This window comes from Salibacterium sp. K-3, assembly GCF_054052005.1.
On record NZ_JBSVZE010000002.1, the window covers coordinates 341,462 to 356,956 of the forward strand.

17 protein-coding genes and 1 pseudogene are annotated in these 15,495 nt (G+C 49.9%); 9 read left to right on the forward strand and 9 right to left on the reverse strand.

Translation table 11 applies throughout. The annotated features are described in order from the left end of the window. Positions 1-58: 58 nt before the first annotated feature. Positions 59-421 carry a DUF805 domain-containing protein gene (locus tag ACW9JV_RS13840; RefSeq protein ID WP_457335427.1) on the reverse strand — a complete coding sequence of 121 codons (363 nt, stop codon included), beginning with the start codon at positions 419-421 and terminating at the stop codon, positions 59-61. A gap of 29 nt (positions 422-450) precedes the next feature. Then, positions 451-957: a hypothetical protein gene (locus tag ACW9JV_RS13845; RefSeq protein WP_457335429.1), complete on the reverse strand. Its 507-nt coding sequence runs from the start codon at positions 955-957 to the stop codon at positions 451-453. 154 nt (positions 958-1,111) lie between these two features. Here ACW9JV_RS13845 and ACW9JV_RS13850 point away from each other — a divergent pair, with 154 nt between their 5' ends. Further along, positions 1,112-1,969: an RDD family protein gene (locus ACW9JV_RS13850; protein ID WP_457335431.1), complete on the forward strand. Its 858-nt coding sequence runs from the start codon at positions 1,112-1,114 to the stop codon at positions 1,967-1,969. A gap of 8 nt (positions 1,970-1,977) precedes the next feature. Here ACW9JV_RS13850 and ACW9JV_RS13855 read toward each other — a convergent pair whose 3' ends face one another. After that, positions 1,978-2,505, reverse strand: a complete 528-nt coding sequence (locus ACW9JV_RS13855) for a DUF4178 domain-containing protein (RefSeq protein ID WP_457335433.1) — start codon at positions 2,503-2,505, stop codon at positions 1,978-1,980. 147 nt (positions 2,506-2,652) lie between these two features. Between ACW9JV_RS13855 and speD the strand changes: the two genes are divergently transcribed. Genes speD through ACW9JV_RS13870 form a run of 3 tightly spaced genes read left to right on the forward strand, consistent with a single transcriptional unit; the run spans position 2,653 to position 4,308 of the window. Then, entirely contained in the window at positions 2,653-3,045 is a 393-nt protein-coding gene (speD, locus tag ACW9JV_RS13860) for an adenosylmethionine decarboxylase (protein WP_457335435.1), read from the forward strand. Further along, a complete protein-coding gene (locus ACW9JV_RS13865; RefSeq protein ID WP_457335437.1) occupies positions 3,033-4,055 on the forward strand; it encodes a potassium channel family protein in 1,023 nt (340 codons plus the stop codon). The genes speD and ACW9JV_RS13865 overlap by 13 nt, the downstream gene beginning before the upstream one ends. A gap of 13 nt (positions 4,056-4,068) precedes the next feature. After that, a complete protein-coding gene (locus tag ACW9JV_RS13870; RefSeq protein ID WP_457335439.1) occupies positions 4,069-4,308 on the forward strand; it encodes a hypothetical protein in 240 nt (79 codons plus the stop codon). Positions 4,309-4,573: 265 nt separating this feature from the next. Here ACW9JV_RS13870 and ACW9JV_RS13875 read toward each other — a convergent pair whose 3' ends face one another. From ACW9JV_RS13875 to ACW9JV_RS13885, 3 genes are read right to left on the reverse strand one after another with little or no spacing between them, the layout of a single operon-like run. Continuing rightward, positions 4,574-6,133: a polyamine aminopropyltransferase gene (locus tag ACW9JV_RS13875; protein ID WP_457335441.1), complete on the reverse strand. Its 1,560-nt coding sequence runs from the start codon at positions 6,131-6,133 to the stop codon at positions 4,574-4,576. A gap of 45 nt (positions 6,134-6,178) precedes the next feature. Continuing rightward, positions 6,179-6,577, reverse strand: a complete 399-nt coding sequence (locus ACW9JV_RS13880; protein WP_457335442.1) for a DUF350 domain-containing protein — start codon at positions 6,575-6,577, stop codon at positions 6,179-6,181. A 31-nt stretch (positions 6,578-6,608) separates the two neighbouring features. Continuing rightward, the gene (locus ACW9JV_RS13885; RefSeq protein ID WP_457335444.1) at positions 6,609-7,154 is read right to left on the reverse strand and encodes a DUF4247 domain-containing protein; all 546 of its coding nucleotides are present in this window, start codon (positions 7,152-7,154) and stop codon (positions 6,609-6,611) included. 281 nt (positions 7,155-7,435) lie between these two features. On the opposite strand from ACW9JV_RS13885, the gene ACW9JV_RS13890 reads away from it, so the two are divergent. Further along, positions 7,436-8,110 (forward strand): PspA/IM30 family protein, encoded by a 675-nt coding sequence (locus ACW9JV_RS13890; RefSeq protein WP_457335445.1) that lies wholly within the window; start codon positions 7,436-7,438, stop codon positions 8,108-8,110. A 195-nt stretch (positions 8,111-8,305) separates the two neighbouring features. Here ACW9JV_RS13890 and ACW9JV_RS13895 read toward each other — a convergent pair whose 3' ends face one another. From ACW9JV_RS13895 to ACW9JV_RS13905, 3 genes and pseudogenes are all read right to left on the reverse strand, one after another. Beyond that, on the reverse strand, positions 8,306-8,890 hold the full coding sequence (locus ACW9JV_RS13895; RefSeq protein WP_457335447.1) for a DUF421 domain-containing protein: 585 nt from the start codon (positions 8,888-8,890) through the stop codon (positions 8,306-8,308). A gap of 69 nt (positions 8,891-8,959) precedes the next feature. Next, positions 8,960-9,154: a DUF6366 family protein gene (locus tag ACW9JV_RS13900; RefSeq protein WP_457335449.1), complete on the reverse strand. Its 195-nt coding sequence runs from the start codon at positions 9,152-9,154 to the stop codon at positions 8,960-8,962. Positions 9,155-9,968: 814 nt separating this feature from the next. Next, positions 9,969-11,464: pseudogene (locus ACW9JV_RS13905) on the reverse strand (alpha-N-arabinofuranosidase). A 407-nt stretch (positions 11,465-11,871) separates the two neighbouring features. On the opposite strand from ACW9JV_RS13905, the gene ACW9JV_RS13910 reads away from it, so the two are divergent. Genes ACW9JV_RS13910 through ACW9JV_RS13925 form a run of 4 tightly spaced genes read left to right on the forward strand, consistent with a single transcriptional unit; the run spans position 11,872 to position 15,474 of the window. Then, positions 11,872-12,609: a GntR family transcriptional regulator gene (locus ACW9JV_RS13910; protein ID WP_457335451.1), complete on the forward strand. Its 738-nt coding sequence runs from the start codon at positions 11,872-11,874 to the stop codon at positions 12,607-12,609. Positions 12,610-12,624: 15 nt separating this feature from the next. Next, positions 12,625-13,491: a BtpA/SgcQ family protein gene (locus tag ACW9JV_RS13915; protein ID WP_457335453.1), complete on the forward strand. Its 867-nt coding sequence runs from the start codon at positions 12,625-12,627 to the stop codon at positions 13,489-13,491. Beyond that, positions 13,481-14,431, forward strand: a complete 951-nt coding sequence (locus tag ACW9JV_RS13920; RefSeq protein WP_457335455.1) for a ribokinase — start codon at positions 13,481-13,483, stop codon at positions 14,429-14,431. The genes ACW9JV_RS13915 and ACW9JV_RS13920 overlap by 11 nt, the downstream gene beginning before the upstream one ends. Beyond that, positions 14,428-15,474, forward strand: coding sequence for a substrate-binding domain-containing protein (locus ACW9JV_RS13925; RefSeq protein ID WP_457335457.1), 1,047 nt, complete (start codon positions 14,428-14,430; stop codon positions 15,472-15,474). Before ACW9JV_RS13920 ends, ACW9JV_RS13925 begins: the two co-directional genes overlap by 4 nt. Positions 15,475-15,495 lie beyond the last annotated feature (21 nt).

A 15,495-nucleotide genomic window follows, 5' to 3' on the forward strand; every position in this document is an offset into this window, starting at 1 on the left:
TTTTGACGAAAAATCAGAAAAATAAAAGCATGAATCGGACGAACCGATTCATGCTTTTTCATGATTGAAACGCTGCTTCCGTTTTCGGATTGGCGCCGTATTCGTTGATCCCGTCCTGGCTGTCCAGGCACATAAACACGAGTAACACAATAGAACCTATCAACGGAATGAACCCGATAAGAATCCACCATCCCGTTCGTCCCGTGTCATGCAGACGCCGTACGACGACCGCCAGGGAGGGCAGCAAAATCCCCAGACCGTACAATGTTGAAGGGAGTTCCGGGATGTCTAATCCCACTTCCACCCCTGCCAGAATAAAAATGATAAGCGCATTAATCAGCGTAAACATCCAGTATTCTTCCCGCCTGGCCCTTCCGCTGAATGTTACATAGTTCGACAATACTTTTGCATACCAATGCACAACTATTCACCTCCTGATGCCCTTTTCTGCTACACCGCCGGAAATACAAAATAAGACAGAATAAAAACGCCCAGAACCACCCATACCGAATACGTCGCTGCCAGTTCCCCTGCTCTGGTCACCGGTTCGATCCGTTTCATCCGTTTGAAAAAAACGGCGAACACAAACATATAAAAAAGCAGCAGAAAATACTGATATAACAGGATAATCGCCCACTTTTCACCCCATAACACATCCTGAAAAAACAGCAGAAACAGCCCGGCCAGCGACAGGATGCCGGCAGCGCCGAACAGGACGGGCGCACGTTTCCAGATCCTACGGTAAAATATATGGTTGTCCTTATTCAGCTCAAACAGGATGAAAAAATAAAACGCAGTGATAGGAATCGTCACAGCGAGAAGAATGTCAAATAAAGAATTGACCGGCCCGGCGGTTTCCAGTCCGGACGCAGCAAATCCGCCGATCATCTGCGACGCCGCATATGTACAGAATGCCAGAACAACTAGCGTGATGACTTGATAGATGGTCCACAACACGTTATATCCCCTGCTTCCCTTTTCTTTCCAAACATGGTGTGACAGAATAAGTGTATATGTTAAAATCATACCAGAAAGTAAAAGGAAAAATAAGTATATAAATCAATTTAATAGAAATTGAGACAATGTTCGCAAACGTATGGAGGAATGCATCATGCCTGTGTCCAATCCCGGCGGAGTTTTACACCGGCTCGGCGCCGCCTTGATCGACAGTGCTGTTATCATGCTGCTCAACCTGTCCCTGGCCTTTGTATTATACGGGGATATTCTTGTTTCCAATACCATCTTTCTGCAAGTTTTCACCCTGTTGTACTGGGTTATGATCCCTTCGATCTGGCGGGGGCGGACGATCGGTAAATGGATGTTCGGTTTAACCATTGCGAGTGTCTATCGTGAGGGCGCGGGCTTTGGAACGATGCTGCTTCGTTATCTCGCGGTCGGTCTTATTTATCTGCTTACCTTCGGCATCGGTCTGATTGTGAGTATCGTCATGATGATCCGGCGGGACGACCGCCGTACGCTGCATGACCTGTGTGTCGGTACCTATGTCACCTGTGACGCGCCGGAGCCGCTCGATGCCCATACCATTTTTAACAACCGCAAAGCCCTTACCGCCGCGACCATCGTGCTGATTGCCGGCCTGTTCGCTTTCGACCGGTGGGAGCATACAACGTATGAAGACGCCTCTGCAGCGATGCTGGAAGACGTGGACGAACCAGTGGAGGACTTCACCATGGAAAGGGGCAGCTACACTCCGCAGGGACGCGCCTCTTATTCGCCGCAGTCGGAGGAGGGCATCGTTCAAACGTTGACTCACGCACCGGAAGAAACGGTCCTCCTCCGCAGAACCGACGATACGATTTACGATCAGTACCGCATGGACGTGGACGGTCATTCGCTTATTCTCGGCGAACGAAGGATATCCTTCGACGGGCAGGCGTATGAAGTCATCGGAGAAAATCCCGCCGAAGAAGTAGTCAACCGTTTCGATCCGGAATGGGAAGAGCACTGAACCATACCTTATGTACCTGCGATGATGGAAATTTCTTTCTCACTGATTTCATAACCGGTGCTCGCTTCGAGGCTGCCTCCCCACTTTTCCACGGACAACAGCTTCTCCTGCGACTTTGCATCAACGAGATCCCAGTATTCCACCGACTGCCCCGGTGATGCGCCGACCCGGCCTTCGGCTTCCTTGATGGAGGCCGTACCGTGTTCACTCACCTGATACGTCGTTCCTTCGTACTCAAACGTGCCGCTCCCGGGTTCTTCGGCCGGCACGCTTGTTTTATCATAGATACCGATCACCCATTCATCGTCTTCTTCAAACGAAAGCCAGCGGTTCGACGTTTCTCCTTCCAGATGGTAGACAGTCCATTCAAACCCGCCGTCTTCGTAAACGATTTTCCCTTTCACCATATAGTCCTCCAGATCGTACGACACAATATCCTCGAGTTCCAGCGTCTGGATCGTCCGGGTGACCGTCCCTTTCTCCTCCTCCACATTACGGGCCCGGAACATTTCTTTCATTCTATTAAAAACTCCCATCAGAGACTCTCCTTCTCACGTTACTGTATTTTCCATCAGTATAGCATACACGGTTATTTGGTTGAAATGAATAGCGAAGACAACCAGAGAATGGTAAAATGGGGAAAGACAAAACGGATGAGTGATGGAAAACGGAGGGAAACGTCCATGGAATACACCACCGAAGGAACGCATGACATCGCCGATTTCTGGGGATGTTCCTATGCGCTTCTGAACGACGAAGCATCCTTGACCTCTTACATAAGAGAAGCCGCGGCCCGGGCCGGCGCAACCATTCTTTCCATACAGTCCCACCGCTTCGAGCCGCAGGGCGTAACGGTGCTTGCGATGCTGTCCGAATCCCATATGAGCATCCATACGTACCCGGAAAAAGGATTTTGCGGGATTGACTGTTATACGTGCGGAGCCTCGATTGATTCGGATGCCGCTGTAGATTATCTCAAAGAACAGCTCGATCCGGTTGACATACACAGGAAGACGCTGGACCGCGGTAATGGGAAAATAACAGCAGCAGAGGATGCATCGGAATGTACATACTAAAACAACTGTATGAAAAAGTGATCCGTATCGGCAGCTGGTCGCTTCTGCTGTTCACCCTTCTTTTCATTGCGGTGTCTGTGATCGGCATCATAGCGATCGAACCGCAGACATTTACGCCGATGAGCGCACTCTGGTGGGTAATGACGACGTCCACGACCGTCGGATACGGCGACATTTCTCCCGTCACCGCCGGCGGCCAGTGGTTTACGATGCTGTTCGTCTATCCGCTCGGCATCGGAATCATCGGTGTTGTGATCTCCAAAATACTGGATTCCGTGCTTCATTATAAACAGGCGAAGGAGGAAGGACGATTGGCTTTTAAAGACTCCAACCACGCGGTGTTCATCGGCTGGGCCGACGGCAAGACGGAGAGCGCCGTGGAAGAAATGCTCACCAACGAACAGAAACAGGTCGTCCTGATCGACCGGAATCTCGAAAAAGCGCCGTACCAGCATGAACGGTTTCATTTTATCCGCGGCAGCGCGACCGATGAGAATACGCTGGAACAGGCGAATATTCTGGAAGCAAGAACGGTCGGCATTTTCGCACCGCAGGATATCAACGACCTCGATCTTGCCGACGGGAGAACATATCTGATCGCCTCCACCATCGAAGCATACGGCGAAAAACACGGCACGTCCATTTACACAATCGCCGAGCTTCTCTCGGACAAACATGAAGCACTGTTCACCCGCGCCGGCGTGAATGAATGCATTCCGTCGTATCAGTCCGTCTCCAACCTGATCGCGAAGTCCGCAGAGTACCACGGCTCCAGCACATTCTTCATGCAGCTCTTAAGCAGGCAGTACGGTGACGACCTCCATCTGATCCGCCCGCAAAGCAGCTGGAAGACGTACCGGGAGGCCCGCGATGCGCTGGAAAATCTGGGTGCGATTCTCATCGCAAACGATACGGCGTTTATTACTGAAGGCTGGGACGATACCATTCCAACCGGTACGCAGCTTGCCGTCATCTGCAGCCGCGATACCTATGAAAAGATAAAGAATTAAAGGAAGGTTTTTTGTGTATCAGTGGATAAAAAAACTGTTCACGAAAACAAGAACGGTGGTCATTCTTCATACGATATATCCAGGCGAAGCATTCAGGGCCGAACAAGCTTTGAAAAACAAAAATATATGGTGTGAAAAGGATATCGGCGGGGCCGGTGACTTATCTTATTCCACACGGAATGTGACGAAGCTTTCCGTGAAGGCTGAAGATGAACACAAAGCCAGGGACATTCTAAGAGAAATGGATGCCTGACCACCATGAAAACAGGGCGCATTGTATTGGTGCATTTAGAATGTCAAACTGTAAATTGCAGAACCCCTGCTGTTTCGAAGCATTCCCGTTCTCCGGGGATGTTTTTTTGTCACAAAAATTATTTAAGGATTCGGGGACACTATGCCTCCTGGATAAAAAATTAGCGTCCACCAACATAGCTTTCGTGGACACTGGAGCAGGCAGCCGGCGATATAGTGTCCACTCCACGCAACGAAGCCCGAACAGCAATAAAAAAGCACGGAGATCAGTAGTATCTCCATGCATCATTGTATAACTCCGTCAGAATCGGATGGTTGATCGTATTTTCCTGATAGGTGAAGCCTTCAATATCCCCGTTTTCATCTTTTCCGAACTGAAAGAGGGAAGCAAGCATGCCGCTCTCGAGATACTCGGTATCGGCCGCTTCCGGTATCGTGACGTCCGCCGCCTCAAACGGCCGTTTCGCTGCCATCGTAAATCCCCAGACCCCGAAGGACGGCACATCCACATGCATATTATCGACGAAAAATCCGGCGCCTTCGATCGTCTCCGAAATGGTCCAGTACGATTTTCTCGAAAAAACCGGACTCGTCGACTGGACGACCGCGACACCGTGCGGGGCAAGCCGTTCATACATCAAGCCGTACATTTCCCTCGTATACAGCTTGTTCAGCTCCAGCGTATTCGGGTCGGGCAGATCCGACAGGATATAATCATAGGAGGTGTCGGTTTCTTTCAGATACGAAAACGCATCGCCGTGCACGATCGACACCCGCTCATCTTCCAGGGAATGGTTGTTGATATCGGTCAAATGAGGATTCGTGCGGGCAAGCTCCGTCACTTTCGGATCGAGATCGACAAGCGTGATCGACGCTACGCTGTCGTAGGGAAGCAGTTCCCGGACGGCAAGCCCGTCGCCTCCCCCGAGAATAAGCACGTCCATATCACCGCCGTCCGCCATTTTCTCCTTTAACAGTCCCATACCTGGATGGACCAGCGTTTCATGATATCGGTACTCGTCCGATTCGGCGAACTGGAGGTTGCCGTCCAGATAAAAGCGGAAATCCCCGGGTGCCTGCGTGCCGACAATCCGCTGGTACTTGGTTTCTTCATTAATAACAACTGGATTGTCATACAGGTGCTGCTCGAGAATCTGCGCGTAACTGTTTCCGAAAATAAAACCGGAGCCGAGAAGCACCAATAACAGCACACCGATGAACTGGGAGCGCCTTGGCTTATGTATCTCATGCTTGAACGCAAACGTAAGCCAGAACGCCACCGCCACATTGATCAACCCGACAAAAAACGCGGTCTGAATAAAACCGAGCCATGGACTGAGCAGCAGCGCGAAACCAAGTGTTCCGATCAGCGATCCCGCGTAATCGCTGAAAAGCGTGCGGGCGGCACTCTTTTTCAGTTCATCGCCGCGTCTCTCCGCCTCACGGATCAAAATCGGAAGCTCCATCCCCGTCAGGCAGCCGATAAGAAAGATCAGCAGGCAGAAAAACACCGACGCCGTATCGCTGCCGGCCACGGAAAACATCATATAGATAAACAGGGTGGAGCAGGCCCCCACCGGCCCGATCAGATACTCAATCCCGATGATACGGTTAATGAGATGGCGGCGCAGATATTCCGACAGCATCGATCCGACACCCATGCCCGATAGACTGCCGCCGACCGCTATCGCATAGGACAGAATTGAACTTCCCATCAGGTACGATCCCGCCGCCCCGAGCATCATCTGGTAGATGATCCCGCATACGGACACAATAAATGATGATATATACAAAAGGTTCGTTGGTTTTTTCCACTGCTGCAGCAAGATCTATTCCCTCTTTCCAAAAGAAAAGGACGCCGCGCGCCCCTTTTAGATAATCGCGATGGCTACGGCATGGGCTATCACTACAGAGATCGCGAGTGACATGATCCCTACCGCTTTGTTGTCTTTCGCCAGCTCCTCATCCACTTTAAAAGATGGGGTCAAAAATTCAAACAGGAAGTAACCGATGATGAGAAATACAAACCCGATGACGCCCCAGCTTAGTGCTTCAACGAGGTTGTATGCATTTTCCCCCGACACTTTCATAATATAGCCGAGCGCGTATATTTTACCCGCCAGCGAAAGCGCCACCGAGACATTGCCGGCCTTGATTTCTTCCCGGTCTTTAAACTTGGTCACCTTTTCAAAAAGAAAGGCCGCAATGAAAATAAGCGCCATAATAAGTACAAACCAGATAATTGAGTCCACGATTACCGATAAATCCATCCATTATTCCTCCTTCTAATATGTATCGTTATTATTTTCCAAAACCGGAGCCGCCTCCGCGGGTTCCAGTCGATGTCACCGATCCAGAACGGTTGGATCCCCGTGTGGACGGATCGCGGTGATACTGTCCGTTTGTTCCGACATACCCTTCATATTCTCTGTCACGGTTCCGGCTTCCCATGTTGTACAAGTCCGACATGATCCGGAACATGGCATACGTTTCAAGCATGGAAGGGCGGTAGTTATTTTCCACGAATTCTTGTTCCGACACTTCGACGAGTGAATCTTCCGGCTGCTCCGCATCCTTCATGACCTGAATGGTTCTGTCTTCATAGACTAGAAACATCCGCTCCTCATCTTCTTCGGATACTTCCACCGGCTCGCTGTCCTCCCGGATTGTTTCCACCGCTTCAGGCACTGTGCTGTTTTCGGCACGGTAGACATGGGATTCATTGCCCGCCTCGTCTTCCATTACGTTTTCGAGTTCATAATGCTGCGACGCGACACCACCCTGGGAGAGGCAGCCGGTCAACAGGAGAATCAGAGCTGTAAAGATAATCAATACCTTTTTCCGCAAACGCTTTCCCTCCTTTCTTCCGCAGAATAACATTCCCTCTAGATGTACGATTCGGCGCGGCGCCTGTTTCATTTTCCCCGGCATCTTCTGAAATTTCCAGTTTTATCATGCGAACGTCTCTTATTTTACGAGACTCCCGCCGAAATGAAAAGGATATCGGTTCATTTCGATCGATGGAAATTTATTTTAAAAAATGAACAATGTCCAGTATAATATATCATGAAACCACACGTATCACTAAACCGTAGATAATGTGAGCCAAAGTTTTCAGGAGGGATCCCATGAGTATTTTCAAACGATTGAAAGACGTCACCCTATCCAACATGAATGCGCTGCTGGACCGGGCGGAAGATCCGGAAAAGCTCCTCGATCAATATTTACTCGATATGGAAAAGGATATGAAGGAAGCCGAAACAAACGTCGCACAGCAGATCAGCATTGAGAAGAAATTCAAGAAACAGCTTGATGATGCCGTCGAAATGCGTGACAAACGCCAGGAACAGGCGGAAAAAGCGCTCGAGAAAGGCGACGAAGATCTGGCACGCCGGGCGCTCGAAGACAAGAACAAACACCAGGAGAAAGTGGATGAACTCACGTCCACGCACGAAAATGCCAAGCAGTCCAGCCAGCAGCTCCGCGATCAGCTGCAGGATATGAAAGACGAATATGAAAAAATGAAAGCGAAGAAAGAAACGCTGAAAGCACGGGCCAGCTCCGCCAAAGCGCAGCAGAAAATCAACGAATCGATGTCAAGCTTCGGCTCGGAGAATGCCTCCGCCGGATTCGACCGCATGTCGGAGAAAGTGGATGAACTTGAAGCCCGCGCCGAAACGAGCAAAGAAATGCGCGATGACAGCTCATCCCTCGACGACGAACTCGACGAGCTTGATAAAAACGACGTCGATGATGAACTGGAGGCGATGAAAGCAAAAATGAAAGAAAAGAATAACGGGTAAAGAAAAGAGGCGGCCATGTGGGACCGCCTCTTTTTACTGCATCAGACAACCTGCCAGGTTCCTATCCCGGTTCCGCCGATAAATCAGCCGAAACCGCCGAAATAATCGTTCCTTCCGCCGATATCTGCTCTTCATCCGCCGATAAAGGGGACAAAACCGCCGATATTTCGGCAGCAGCTGCCGATATGTCAATTTTCAGCGGAGATGCTTTGCGTTCGACAGCGGGTGGCGTCCCTGCTTCACCTCTTCAAACACATCCGGCTCCCCACTTGTATCCCGCGGCAGCACGATGCGGCCGGCCATCATCTCCTTGAACTGCCCCACAGTCAGCGGCTTGGCGTCTTCGATCAGTTCATATCCAAGCTGCCCATTCGGTTCCAGCGTAGCCGTTTTGACGTCGGAAATTTTCGAAATCCCCTGCTGACGGAGGCGCATCTCCAGCGAATCGACCGTGAAGCGCATCTTACGCAGTGTCTCGTACTGCGGAATACCGTCTTCAATGACGAGTTTCGCTTTTCCCGTCACAAACCGCTCCACCCGGTTAGAGCGCAGCTGCAGGTACTCGATCAACACGAGCATCAACACAAACACGAGTGTTGCCACGGTGGTGTTCCATACGCTGTCTTCAATGATCGGCTGAATAATGATGGAACCGATCGAAATCATCACGACCGTCTGCGCCAGCGACATCTGTGAAATCGACTTACGCCCCGCAATACGGAGGATGAGAATACCCATAACGACAAGCAGCGCCGATTCCCAGATCACATGAACGTTCATATATCCATATCCTTTCCCGTTTTTGCTTAGTATGGAAAAGGATGCTTCTTTTTTATTCACCCACCGTCTCTACAAAAAGGAAACAATTAGAAAGACTATAAATAATACCACAAGAACCAGCAGAAATCCTTTCCAGCCCAATCCCCGCATCAACTCCGAAAGACCTCCGGATTCCGCCCGCTGCATACCGTCTTTCATCGTACCCGCGGGATTCTTCCGCCGCTCTTTTTCCGCCATCTTCTCCTGTCTCTGATCCGGTTTCATCGACTGCTCCCCCTTATCTTTTCCTGTCATTCTGCCACACAAGGAAAATAAATCCAAGCATGCAGACAAAAATTACTGTGTGAAGTTTGCTCACAAACATGTAGATGGAACGCATATTTGATGAGAAACTAAGATCAATCACAAAAACAGGAGGGAACAACGTGGGCAGGTACAAAAATCCCGGCATGCTGGCGATGATCAAACTGACATATGTTGTACTCTTTCGGTAAAACGTCAAGAACCATACCCGGACGCTTTCTACACAGAGTCGTCCGGGCTTTTTTGTGCCAAAGGTGCCGATGCGCGAAAAAGGTTCTCCGCTGCGGCGTCCGCTTGTAATCGTGTCTGTTTGGCATGTAAATGACCAGATTCGGCATGTAAAAAGATTACTTCGGCTTGTAAGTCCCTTTCTGTTCGGAAATCCGGAATACAATACAGCACTTTCTTTCCTTGATGAAAAATAAATACTTTTCGCACATATCGGACGACCCTCAAATTTAAAGAAAAAAAGAGAAAAAAGGAGATAAAGCGTTGTTTCATGCGCTTTCATAGGAAATGTTTTCGTTTTCATGGAATTTCCACAGCTTTGTCTATTTGCAATATCAGGAGTATTATGCAGATAGAACTTAAGATATAGGGGGTTTCCAAATGAAACGCGTATTTAAAACAGTCCTCCATTCTATTTACGAATCACAGGAAAGAAAAGCAAAACGAATCCTGGAAAACCGTCTGTTCATCGACTAATGCAGCTGACAGATAACAGATAATAGATAGAAGACTCACCCAACGCCCGGAAGCGCATCCGGGCGTTTTTTTATGATTGATCCTGCCCGGAAACGGTAATGACGACGACCGACATCGGCGGCAGATGCAGGTTTCCTGTTGTTCCGTTGCTTGTAAAATCATGATACGGCTGCGGCTGGACGCGTTCCGGCTCGTCGAAGGTATTATGGTCATTTTTCTGTTCCGCTGTCAACATCGTTCCGGACCATTTCTTCCCTCCGGCCGCTCCGCGGAGATCCAACGTCACATCAGCAGGTGCTTCCGCGTCCAGGTTGCAGAGGCTGACATGCACCGTGCCGTCGTCCTGTTTTGACGCCGAACCGTGGATGTGCGGAAAGGACCTCTGCTGCTCCTCCCGGCCGGAATCAATGTGAAGCGGCAGAAGCGATGCGTCCTGATGCACCTGGTACATATCAAACACGTGATACGTCGGGGTGAGAAGCATGTTCTCCTCATCGGTCAGTACCATCGCCTGCAGCACATTGACAGTCTGGGCGATATTGGCCATATGCACCCGGTCTGCGTGACGGTTGAAAATATTCAAGGTTACACCTGCCACCACCGCGTCCCGGATCGTGTTCTGCTGATAGAGAAAGCCGGGGTTTGTCCCGGGCTCGACGTCAAACCATGTCCCCCACTCATCTACTATAAGGCCGACCTTTTCTTCCGGATCCCAGCTGTCCATCACTGCACGGTGGCGCGAGATCAGCGTATCTATATGAAGAGCCCGCTGCATTGTGATGTCCCATTCCGCCTTGTCAAAATCAAGCGCCGACCCTTTTCCTTCCCAAAAATCACCGGGTATCGTGTAATAATGAAGACTGAGGCCGTCCATGAAAGGGGCCGCCTCCCGCATCAGCACTTCTGTCCAGCGATAATCATCGACGTTCGCTCCGCCGGCGATTTTGTACAGCTTATTGTCACCGTATTCTCGCACATACGTCTGGTACTGCCGGTACAGATCAGCGTAATATTCCGGGCGCATGTGGCCGCCGCAGCCCCAGTTTTCATTGCCGACGCCGTAATACGTGACCTCCCAGGGCTCCCGGCGTCCGTTTTCGCGGCGCCAGTCCGCCATCGGCGATTCCCCGTCAAACGTCATATACTCCATCCACTCCGACATTTCCTGTACGGAACCGCTTCCAACATTGCCGCATATGTACGGTTCCGCACCGAGCATTTCACACAGCATCAGAAATTCTTGCGTACGAAATGGTTGTTTTCCACGACACCGCCCCAATGCGTGTTCACCATCCGCTTCCTTTCCTTGCGCGGCCCGACGCCGTCTTTCCAGTGGTACTCATCGGCAAAACATCCCCCCGGCCAGCGCAGCACCGGAATGTTGATGTTTCTCAGCGCTTCCAGCACATCCCTTCGGATGCCGTTCGTATTGGGAATCGACGAGTCTTCCCCGACCCACAGTCCTTCATAAATGCAGCGCCCGAGATGTTCAGCGAAATGCCCGTAAATATGACGGCTGATCACCGCTTCCTCCTGATCCGTGTTCACTGTCACATTATGTTTCATACCTCCGCCTCCCATATAGTTGATAACTTATACGTACAAGTATCTAACTATTGTAAGGTGGAGGGAAAAATATGTCAACTGCACCTAGCCTGTACGGTGTTCTGGACATTTTCTGCCCCTGTCTGTCCATTATTCTCATTTACTAGACACTTTCCCCCTGACTCTCTATATTCTGTCTCATTAGAAAATTTAATGGACAGTTTACCGCGCCACCGCCCGAGAAACTGTCCACTATCCGACGGTACGGGACACTTCCCGCCACGATGTGTCCAATAAATCCTGCCTCCTTCTTATAACTAAATTTTAATTATTTTCTGAAAAATATATTGACGTCCTTCTCTTTTTTCTATAAAATTCGTTATAACAACACAACATAATAATATCATTACCGTGAAGGAGGTGAATCTATGATCGAAGTCGACCGTAAAAATCCTCTTCCTCTCTATGTCCAGCTGAAACAAATCATTCTGGATAAGATAGAGCTTGGAGACTGGCAGCCCGGCGATCTTCTTCCTACGGAACTCCGCCTGCAGAAAGACTATGATCTCAGCCGGACCACGGTCCGCCTTGCACTCGGGGAATTGGTGAATGAAGGAGTTCTGGACAGGCTGCAGGGCAAAGGCACGTATGTCGCGGAGCCGAAACTGGAACCGATCCGGCCCGAACTGACGGGTTTTACCCAAGACATGTCTGATCGAAATCATACGACATCATCCAAAGTACTCACATTCGAAGAAGTGGAACCGCCGGAGAAAGTGCTGCGGAAGTTTCAGCTCACCGCCGGCCGAACGGCTGTCGCCCTGCACCGCCTTCGAGCTGTCGATGATGTATATATCGGGTACCATGAAGTTTATCTAAATCAACGTGCCGTACCCGATGTATATAGCAAACTGCGGAACTATGATTTTTCTTCTCATTCTTTATATAAAGCGCTTGCATTGGAGGGCGTGGCGTTAGGAGGAGCAGAGGAAACGGTAGAAGGAATGGAAGCCGGCGAATTTCACGCCGACCTGCTGCAGATACCGGCCGGCAGCCTCGTTTTAAAATTAACAAGACACACGTACCTGGAGTCAGGGGACCTTTTTGAATTTGCGCAGATGGTGTACCGGGCGGACAAGTATAAGTATTCTATCAAACTGAGATGACAGGTGGAGGTAGAGATGTCAGACAAAATTTTTCCATCCAAACCCAATTATATAGAAACCATTTTTGGAACCGATCAGGCAGTGCTCGGCATGATTCACTTACAACCACTGCCCGGTGCCCCTCATTACGATGGTAACAGCCTCGATGCTGTCTATGACTTCGCGGCAAAAGATATAGAAGCCTATCACAAAGCGGAGGTCGACGGGCTGATACTGGAGAACGCCTGGGATCTTCCGTTTGCCAAGCCGGAAAATATCGGCATGGAAACGGTGGCGGCTTTAAGTTCTGTTGGTGCCCGTTTAAGACAGATTACCGATCTTCCCATCGGTGTCAACTGTCTGGCAAACGGTGTGGTGCCTTCTCTTGCCGTAGCCAGGTCCCTGGATGCCCCCTTCGTACGATCCAACCAGTGGGTGAACGCCTATATAGCGAATGAGGGATTCGTCGAAGGGGCATCCGCCGACGCCCTCCGTTACCGCTCCGCTATTAAAGGAGAGAACATTAAAGTGTTTGCCGACGTGCACGTGAAGCACGGAAGCCATTCCATTGTAGCCGACCGCAGTCTTGAAGAGCAGACCAGAGATGCCATATTCTTTGATGCCGACGTCTTAATCGCAACCGGGAATCGAACCGGGGACGAAACCGATACGACAGAAATCAAGACCATCAAGAACAATACAGAACTGCCGGTCATTATCGGCAGTGGCATGACAAAAGACAACGTCAGGAAAATCCTTCCCTTGTGTAACGGCTGTATTGTAGGAAGTTCCCTGAAAGAAGAGGAAAAATGGTGGCATCCGGTGTCGGTGGAAAAAGCATCATCCTTCATGGATGAAGTGAAAAAGGTCAGACATGGAGTGCCATCTTCCAATGAAGCCTAAATTGTCGGTTATGGGAACATTGAACATGGATCTTGTCGCCAAAGTTCCATACTTCCCAGCACCGGGAGAAACCATCGCTTCTCTTTCCTATCTGCGAAGTCTGGGAGGGAAAGCCGCCAATCAGGCCGTTGCCGCGAACCGTATCGGAATCAATGTCGCATTTATAGGAAAACGGGGAGGTGACGCTTTTGGCCATGAATTGAACGAACAGCTGTCAGTCGAAGGAATTGACACCAGCCAGTTAATGATTTCAGAAACCAAAGCCACCGGAACATCGTTCATTACGATTGATGAATCCGGAGAAAACATGGTCGTCACGAATCTCGAAGCCAACACAGACCTCACAGAAAAACAGGCCTTGGGTGCTCTTTCCAACCAGGCACCATCTGACGCCGTCCTGTTTCAGCCGGAAATGGAGCCTTCCATTTTTTTATCAATCTTAAAAGACACCAGCAATAAAAATATTCCGATTTTTGTTAATCTTGCTCCTGTTCCCAATATTCCTTTAACATTTTTATCCTGTATCGACGTTCTTATTCTGAATGAAATTGAAGCGTCCCAACTGACCGGCATTACAGTCAATGATCAAGAGACGGCGGAACAGGCGGTTGCTATCCTGAGAGAACACGGCGCGAACACCATCATTATAACGCTGGGAGCTGGAGGCGTGCTTGTCCATGAAAAGTCTGTACGTTCTTTTTTCCAGGCTCCTTCCGTGCAGGCTGTCGACACCACGGCGGCCGGTGACTGCTTCTGTGGTGCTTTAACCGCCTATTGGCTGCGGGAAAAAAACATTCACACAGCAGCCGAAAAAGCAGTATATGCCGCTTCATTGTCCGTCACCCGGTACGGAGCGATGCCTTCCATTCCTTACGAAGACGAGATCGAGTCGTTTAAACAGTCCACACAGTCCATTACTATAAAGGGGGATTTCCAATGAAAATAAGAAAACGATGGGTTGCTTCCGCTCTATTCAGTTCTCTTCTCCTGTTCACCGCTGCCTGCGGAGAGGTGGAAAACACAGGGGATACGACAAACGAAGAGGGCGGCGGAACGTCAGATTCCAGCGGCTCTAACAGCGGCGGAGAAGAAACATCCGTGGACAGCGGCAATGAAGATGCTCCAACTATCGGTATGACCGTCATCAACCAGGAAGCCTACTTTTTCACGGAAATGGTGGATGGCGCGGAAGAAACCGCGGAAGAACTGGGCGTTAACTTAACCGTGTTCAACGCAAACAATGACTCTGTCGATCAATATAACGGGGCTGAGGACTATATCAGTTCAGGCGTGGACGCGCTCGTCATCAATGCCATCGATGTGGAAGGCATGGAACCGATCGTCACCGAAGCGGAAGAAGCCGGAATTCCGGTCGTTTCGATCGATTCCGTCATTGATCATGAAGGGGTCGATGTTCAGGTCGGCGTGGACAACTATGAATCGAGTGTGAAACTGGGAGAATACTTCAATGATTATATGGAGGAAGAATGGGGAGATGAACAAGTCCGGTTAGGTTCTGTTTCCGCCCTCAATTCCCCTATTCAAGTGAACCGCGAGGCTGGTTTTCTGGATACTATTCTCGAAAATGACAATGTGGAACACGTGAATACTGTTGATGGAGAGAACGTGCAGGAGCAGGCATTAACCGCGGCGGAAAACCTGTTCACCGCCAATCCTAATATGAATGCCGCCTTTGCGACCGGTGAACCAGCATTTATCGGGATGACTTCAGCCGTACGTTCGCAGCAGCTCCAGGATTCTATTAAATTATTCGGCTGGGATTTAAGTCAGCAGGTCATCGAAGGTATTGACGAAGGCTACGTGGAAGCCGTGCTGCAGCAGCATCCGGATGAATATGGTTCCGAATCGATCCAGGCCGCGCAACGTCTTATTGAAGGCGAAGAAGTGGAAGAACAGATTAATGTACCCGGAACGGTTGTAACCGAAGATAATGTGGATGAGTTCCGTTCCCTGTTTGAATAATAGAAAGGTTTCCAACTGGAA